Source organism: Ferrithrix thermotolerans DSM 19514 (assembly GCF_900128965.1).
GTDB classification, from domain to species: Bacteria; Actinomycetota; Acidimicrobiia; order Acidimicrobiales; family Acidimicrobiaceae; genus Ferrithrix; species Ferrithrix thermotolerans.
On record NZ_FQUL01000004.1, the window covers coordinates 103019 to 109939 of the forward strand.

Sequence of the window (6921 nt, forward strand, 5' to 3'; positions counted from 1 at the left end):
CCTTACATTGGGATCTTCGACGCTATCGCTCTTGGAAGGTGTCGGTAGAGACTCATGACGTATCTGATCGCTGGTGGGCTCCATATAAGGGTACGCTGTTGCTCCATTGCTTTTACGATCTGAGAGGCGACCTGTTTGGGTGTCTGGGACAAAGGGGCTGCTTTTAGGCCTTCGGTCATCTTTGTCTTTACAAACCCCGGCCTTACCACCAAGGTATAGATTCCTTTATCGGCCAAGGACTCACCTAATGCGAGAGCAAATCCGTCCAAGGCTGCCTTGGAGGCTCCGTAGATGTAGTTTGATCTTCGTACTCGCTCTCCCGCCACAGAGGAAAGTACGACGATCTGCCCGTACCCCTGGCGCAGTAGTTGGTTGCGTACTGCTGTCAATAGAGCAGCCGGTCCGACGTAGTTGACGTTAGTCACCTTGATCACCTCTTCGGGAGACTCTTCATCTCGAAGCTGGTCTCCTAGAACTCCTGCAGCCAAGATGACGCAGTCGATCGGGCCGTACTCACTAAAGATATGGTCAGCGGCCTTTGCTACTTCGTTTGCTTGAGCAACGTCGAAGTGAACAAGGTCTACCTTAGCAGACGATACCGTCTGGATCTTGGAGCGAACCCTTTCCATGGATTCAAATCCTGGGCCGCAAAGTACTACCGTCTCAAGTCGCCTCTCGGCAAGGATCTGGAGTACTTCGCTAGCGATCTCGGAGCCTCCGCCGAAGACTAGAACTGACTGTGGCATGGAGTTTGCATCTATCACATCTATCTCGCTTCTACTTACTCGTCAACTACTCGTCAATTGGTGTTGGGTTTTTAGGGTTGCTTGCCCTGAACTACCCTCTAAGACCTAGACGTCTAGACATATCGCTTTGGAAGATGAAGTTCGGATCTAAGGCCTCAGCGGTCTCTTGGAACCTCTTTAGCTCAGGATACATGATCGCTATGAGCTCTTTAGACACTCGCGAGTCCTTGGCCAAATACACCCGTCCGCCCTCTGCCACCACCATAGCGTCCAAAGCGTCCAACATCTCCCCAAGTCCAAAGCGGTGTGCAGGTATATCCAGGGCGAGTGTCCATCCGGGCTTTGGAAATGACATGTAGTTTCCTGACTCAGGTCCAAAGCGCTTGAGCACTGCCAAAAATGACGGCACGGCTGCATCTGACAGAACCTTTACGATTCTCTCCAAGGTGGCTTCGGCTTCAAAGGGTATTACGAACTGATACTGGAGGAATCCTTTCTGTCCATAGAGACGGTTCCAGTCTCCAACCATGTCCAAGGGATGAAAGAAGGTCTCAATGCTCTCGATCGAAGTCTCCTTGGCGAGTTTTCCCTTTCGATACCATAGTTCGTTAAAGACTCTGACGCTGAACTTGTTAAGTAGCCAAGAAGGTGCAATATCTGGTATCGATGCCACGAACTTTGGGTCGAAGTGAAGTGGATCCTCAGCGCTTCTATGATCAAGGTCTTCTAGGTGCTCTCCCCAGGTGATAACGGATCGACCTAGCGTTCCTCCCTTCGCCATGCAGTCGATCCACGCCACGGAGTAGCGATATCTGCTGTCGTTGGTCTTCAGCTCCTCGACTGTCTCCGCTAGATCCTTCGTTACCTTGGTAGTTACGAACACCTTGGAGGTCTTAATCGGAATCAGATCGATGACGGCTTTGGATACGAAGCCTGTGAGGCCCATGCCACCAGCTGTTGCTTTGAACTCGTTGTCGTCTTGACAGAGGTTTTTGATGCCGGTGGGCGAAACTAGGGTCATGGACCTTATGTGTTTGGCGAAAGACCCTTCTACGTGGTGGTTTTTACCATGGATGTCCGACGCTATCGCTCCTCCGACGGTTACGTACCGGGTTCCTGGTGTAACCGGTACGAAGAAGCCTCTTGGTACTATCTTGCGCATGATCTCATCGAGTGAAAAGCCTGAAGAGACCTCTAACGTGGAGCTGTGAGGATCTAACTCAAAGGTGTCCTTCCAGTCCTCAGGGTCGCTAAGTAGTCCAGCGGCCAACGTTGCGGAGTCTCCGTAGCTCCGCCCCAGCCCCCTTGGAACAACGCCGAGCAGTGCTTTGTCTGAGAGGGCCTCCGAGAGTCGCGCTTCTTTTTCTTCAGTGCTTTGCCCATCAACCCGTAGCGTGCGTCCAAGTGATCGGGGAGTTCGACCCCATCCGCTTACAACTCGTGGCTCTTCGATCCGTAAAGCTGAACCTTCAAGCTTCTCTAACTGTGACATCTCGATTAGTCTAGATGATCTCTCTGAGAGTAGGAGATAAGCGATTTCGACCCTTGAGGCGAGTTAGCGGTAGTTTAGCTATCAACTCTAGGGGATGATCAAGGATTTTCTTAGAATATCAAGATCCCAAAGATAAGTAGCACAGCCCAGAGCAGTCCCAAGAGCAAGAGGGGTCGGTCTGAAAGCACCACGTCTTCTGGTGCACCGGCGAGCCCTTCTTCAATCACGAGGGAGTACCGAAGAACGGCTAGCACGAACGGGACGATTGAAAGTTCAATCAAAAGGGCGTTGTTGTGCACGACGGTTGGCTTGTCAAAAGCCCATAGGCAGTAGGCCGTAATTGTTACGCCTGCGGAGATGGATCTTATGAAGTTGAGGTAGCCTTTGGAGTAGACGTCTAGGGTTCTTCTGTGTCTGCCGGCTTCGTCACCCAGCACAACCAACTCTGAGTAACGTTTCCCACTTACCATAAAGAGCGAACCAAATGAGGCCACAATTAGAAACCAGTTGGAGAGGGTTAGGTTTGCGGCCTCGCCACCTGCCATAGCTCTTAGTAAAAAGCCAAGTGCTACGGTCGCAATATCTAGCACAGCCTCCTGCTTTAGGTAGAAGATGTAGGAGGCGGTAATGGCACTGTAGGTAACTACTACCACTCCGAGCTGGTACCTAAGCAGAAAAAAAGGGGCGACGTTTCCCGCCAACAAAAGCAGTAAGGCGAAGATCTGTGCTTGTTTTACACTGATCTCTCCCGAGGGTATCGGTCTGTACCGTTTCTTTGGATGGCGTCGGTCAGACTCGATGTCGACGCAGTCGTTCAGAAGGTACAGACCTGCAGAGACCATGATGAAGAATATGGCAGCTAGTAGCGCTTCTAAGTCAACCTTAGGATCTAGAATCTTACCGGCTGCGGCGGGAGCAGCAAAAACCAGGACATTCTTGATCCACTGCTTTGGTCGCATTGCTAGAAGCATCGATACGATCCACGGACGCCTCTTTCGGTCTCCGGGTGAGTTGCTTGTGACCTTCCTTATAGAACCCGGCGACTTTGCCTGTGGGTTTGCGTGAGAGTCACCGCCTATAGGCATCTGTTCGGCCAAGTGCTAACCCTTTGTTCTTGAGATCAAAAAACTATACGTGTAGATGTTACTAGATGTTACCAAGGTCGCTTATCTTCGAAGTGAAGATGGTGCACTTTAGGGCAGGGTTCTTCGTGGTTGGTTCGGATAGTTCTGATAGTAGGACTTAGGTAGGCGTGCCCGATCGTAGATGAAGTAGATCAATAACGCGACTGAAGCGTACTGAAAGATTGCAAACCTAAGTAATAGAACGCTAAAGAGAAAAGATGTGCTAAGACCCAGGTAGAACATCTTTTTATCTAGGTGGTAGGTGTAGAGAAATCCGAAACTGCCAAAGATCACTACTAGAGCAACTGCAAGCGCTTTCGACTTCGGTTTGGGTGGACGAGTAGGTTCCGGGGAGAGGTTGAACTCCGAACCGTCATGGGGATCTTGCTGATAGCTCATAGTACTATAAAGCTTAGCTGATCTGGAGATGCGCTGTATCTTGGCGACGCAGGCGTACCTCAAGATTTTCTTTGGGACCCGGTCTAAAACGCCAACTGATTGGTAGGCAGTGCCTCTGTTGAATCGTGTCTCTTTTGGTTTCGACGCCCATTTGAGTGTGAGGTTCGTCAGATGTAAAGGCGTCGGTAAAGCGGCCCTCTAACCTACTTGCTCTGAGGGACCGTGATGTTTGTGATTTGCGACGTTCAACGGTTTTGCAGCTCTACCTTGAAACTCCAAGGCCCTAGGTGTAGGACATCTCTGAGAGTACTCCTATATCTTGATCGTCTTAGCGTGAAGTTATGTTGGTAAGAGGGGTATCTTTGTTTAGTGGTTATGGGAAAAGGTGAGCGCAAGAGTTCGGACGTGCTATGGCTCGTGGGACTCTTGCTGGGTTTGGTCTGGTCTGTTATTGTTCCCTTCGTCTCTCCCTACTTCCTTGCCACTCACACAGTAGCAGTAGAAGCCCTAGGTGGCACGACGCTTTCCATGGTTACAGCTGGTGCCTTTGCGCGTCTGCATAGAGTTCCCTTGTTGCTGGCGCTTGGCGCGCCCCTCGTCGCTGTGGTAAGAGCATCCCCGTTTTACTGGTGGGCTGGCAAAAGGTACGGGCACTACATAGTCGATATCTTTGCAGCCCGAAGTCCCCATGCTCAGAAGATGGCCAGGCGAACAGAGGTGTTGTTGAAGAGACTCGGCCCGTGGGCGGTCGTCTTCGCTTACTTTCTCCCTGTTCCAAACGGTCTTATCTTTGCAATGTCGGGTTGGGCTGGGATGAGTCTAGGGGTGTTCTTGCTGTTAGATCTTCTTGACGCTTTTTTGTACTCCCTAGTTATGGTTGCTCTTGGCTACTTCCTGGGCCAAGGAGCGATTACCGTCGCACGCCTAGTGGATGAATATGCCTTTGTACTTGTAACTTTGAGTATCGTTGGTCTCGTTCTCGTTACCTACCTCCGCCGATATAGGCGTTCTCTGTATCCACTTGCGAAAGAGAGGTTCTTGGGAGCTGAGGATAAAGACGACATGAACCTTCACTCTATTGAGAGCAAATACCAAGATGAAGGCAACCTCTCCCACGGTCTGAGGGAGCATCACCTACGTCCGGAGGCGCTTTTGGAAGACCTTGAACGGGCGGTCGACAGACCTGCAGGCTCGTCAGTTGCGGTGGGAATCGTGAGCGGCTCCCTAAAGGAGATATTCATATCGCTGGATACTCAACTAGGTAACTCTTCAGAAAGCTCGTTTTTGAGGAAGTATCACCTAGGGAGCTTTTCGTCTGTGCTTACAGCCACTTATTTGGGATCGTGTGTCTCAGCGGGTGCGATATCGCTAAATGAGTCCTGGTCGAATGAGAGCTGTGAGGATAGAGAGGATATCCCCTTTGGACGACTGGCCACCCATACCTCAGGGCTACCCTTTCTACCATGGAACTTTCTGTATAAAACTTTGTCAGATGTTAATAGCCCCCTTTGTTGTTACAACGAAGAGGATCTTTTTAGATTCTCAAGGCGGCGTCGCCGAGTATCGGTTGGTTATCGGTATTCGAATGTCGGGATGTCCCTCGTGGGCCTAAGTCTCGGTGGAGGAACTCTCGAAGGGTACAAAAAAGGCATTGAAGAGGCGGTACTTGCGCCCCTCGGGATGGACAGAACAGACTTTCTAAGCGCTGGGCACGACGAGAGGGTAAACGGCTTCAGAAATGGGAAGAGGGTTGTTCTTGACCCTTCTGGACCCTTCACCCCCGCCATGGGTATTGTGTCCACACCTAGAGACTTGATGCTGTTTTTGAAGTCATCGATTGACCCAGAGTCGTCTTTACTGGCGGAAGGTCTTAGGTTGTCGCAACGCACGCACTCGATCTCTAAAGACTCATCCTTCGCGATGGGTCTAGGCTGGCACATATTCCTTGGAAGACAAGGAACCTGGCTCTACCATGAGATTCGCTCGCAGGGAAGTTCAGGAGTGATGGCGATTCATCCACAAAGAGGCTGGGGAATCTTTGCCCTATCTGACTGCGGAGACACCGCTATGCAGGTCTCTTTGGACGCCTGGGTTAGAGCGTTCCTCGCACGATCTGTCGCTTATGACTAAGGTGCCGGTGGTGATTTCGTACGAGTCCGAGATCCTTAGTTGAACAAAGCCATAAAGAATGCTATATCTGCCCTTTGAATTCACAGGAAACGTATTGATGCTCAGGTCTATTCTTGTATTATTAGGGCTGTAGATTTATCTAGCAGGAAAGCGAGGTAGTTATGAGCCAGGCATATTTTTATGCAGTCAAACTGGATGACGACAGGAAGGTAGAGTCCCTCGCAAGAAGTGCGGTTGGATCGACGGCGGTTGAGGTTCTCATCGACGGTGCATGGGTTCTAAAGCCAAATCTATTTAGAGTAACGCCTCGTCTTCATGAGAAGGAAGGCAACATGACCTGCAGTGACAAGGGATATTTGCCCATAACTGTGGATCGCGCTCTTGAGATCCAACGCAAGCTCGCTCCCAACTTAGTTGAAGAGCAGCACGACTCTATGGTGGCTTAACTACGGCTGGTTGGTCTCGAAGGGTTTGGAAGACAACAAACGGGGAGCAAGGTTTTAGACCTAGCTCCCCGTTTGTATCTAGGGTGAGCTGGCACTCATTGAAGTAGAAGATAAATTTCAAAAAAGTTGTTGGTAAACGGCCGCTTAACCCACACCCCCCAACTAGTTTTATAACTCCCATTTAGTTGGGTGGTACCTCTTAGCAATGTACCAAGTAGCTCCTTGAAAACGGAATAGGGATAGACATGTAAGTGCGGGACCCGTACTTAGACAGCTCGGTGTTTTGTCAATACATCTAGGTAACTTAGATCTAGGTAACTTAGATCTAGGTAACTTAGATCTGCATCTAATTTTGCATCTAAGTCCACTATCTAGATGTGTTCCATCTACACCAAAGACGTCTAAGTGCACTTTGGGTTCTATATAAGTCAACTAAAGCACAGAACACGGACAACAAACAATTTCATGTTCGAAGACTGTGCCAGCATCACCTCTTGGTCAGCTAATAGCCATAGACCAATGAGGCACAGACGATGCATCTAAGTCTTTTCAGGTAGAGAGATCTATCTGAGTAAGATCTTCGA

General features: G+C 50.0%; 6 protein-coding genes. 2 read left to right on the forward strand and 4 right to left on the reverse strand.

Annotated elements, in window-relative coordinates; all coding sequences use genetic code 11:
- Positions 1-2: 2 nt before the first annotated feature.
- From BUA24_RS02730 to BUA24_RS02745, 4 genes are all read right to left on the reverse strand, one after another.
- Positions 3-764 (reverse strand): decaprenylphospho-beta-D-erythro-pentofuranosid-2-ulose 2-reductase, encoded by a 762-nt coding sequence (locus BUA24_RS02730; protein WP_072788506.1) that lies wholly within the window; start codon positions 762-764, stop codon positions 3-5.
- A 73-nt stretch (positions 765-837) separates the two neighbouring features.
- Positions 838-2238 carry an FAD-binding oxidoreductase gene (locus BUA24_RS02735; RefSeq protein WP_072788508.1) on the reverse strand — a complete coding sequence of 467 codons (1401 nt, stop codon included), beginning with the start codon at positions 2236-2238 and terminating at the stop codon, positions 838-840.
- A 110-nt stretch (positions 2239-2348) separates the two neighbouring features.
- Entirely contained in the window at positions 2349-3335 is a 987-nt protein-coding gene (locus BUA24_RS02740) for a decaprenyl-phosphate phosphoribosyltransferase (RefSeq protein ID WP_084660121.1), read from the reverse strand.
- A gap of 96 nt (positions 3336-3431) precedes the next feature.
- On the reverse strand, positions 3432-3761 hold the full coding sequence (locus BUA24_RS02745) for a hypothetical protein (protein WP_143146353.1): 330 nt from the start codon (positions 3759-3761) through the stop codon (positions 3432-3434).
- 375 nt (positions 3762-4136) lie between these two features.
- On the opposite strand from BUA24_RS02745, the gene BUA24_RS02750 reads away from it, so the two are divergent.
- Entirely contained in the window at positions 4137-5891 is a 1755-nt protein-coding gene (locus BUA24_RS02750; RefSeq protein ID WP_072788512.1) for a serine hydrolase, read from the forward strand.
- 161 nt (positions 5892-6052) lie between these two features.
- On the forward strand, positions 6053-6337 hold the full coding sequence (locus BUA24_RS02755; protein WP_072788514.1) for a hypothetical protein: 285 nt from the start codon (positions 6053-6055) through the stop codon (positions 6335-6337).
- Positions 6338-6921 lie beyond the last annotated feature (584 nt).

Excerpts from the sequence above, each read along its gene's own strand:
- BUA24_RS02735 (WP_072788508.1), bottom strand. The coding sequence starts at position 2,238 with ATGTCACAGTTAGAGAAGCTTGAAGGTTCAGCTTTACGGATCGAAGAG.
- BUA24_RS02745 (WP_143146353.1), bottom strand. The coding sequence starts at position 3,761 with ATGAGCTATCAGCAAGATCCCCATGACGGTTCGGAGTTCAACCTCTCC.
- BUA24_RS02750 (WP_072788512.1), top strand. The coding sequence starts at position 4,137 with ATGGGAAAAGGTGAGCGCAAGAGTTCGGACGTGCTATGGCTCGTGGGA.
- BUA24_RS02755 (WP_072788514.1), top strand. The coding sequence starts at position 6,053 with ATGAGCCAGGCATATTTTTATGCAGTCAAACTGGATGACGACAGGAAG.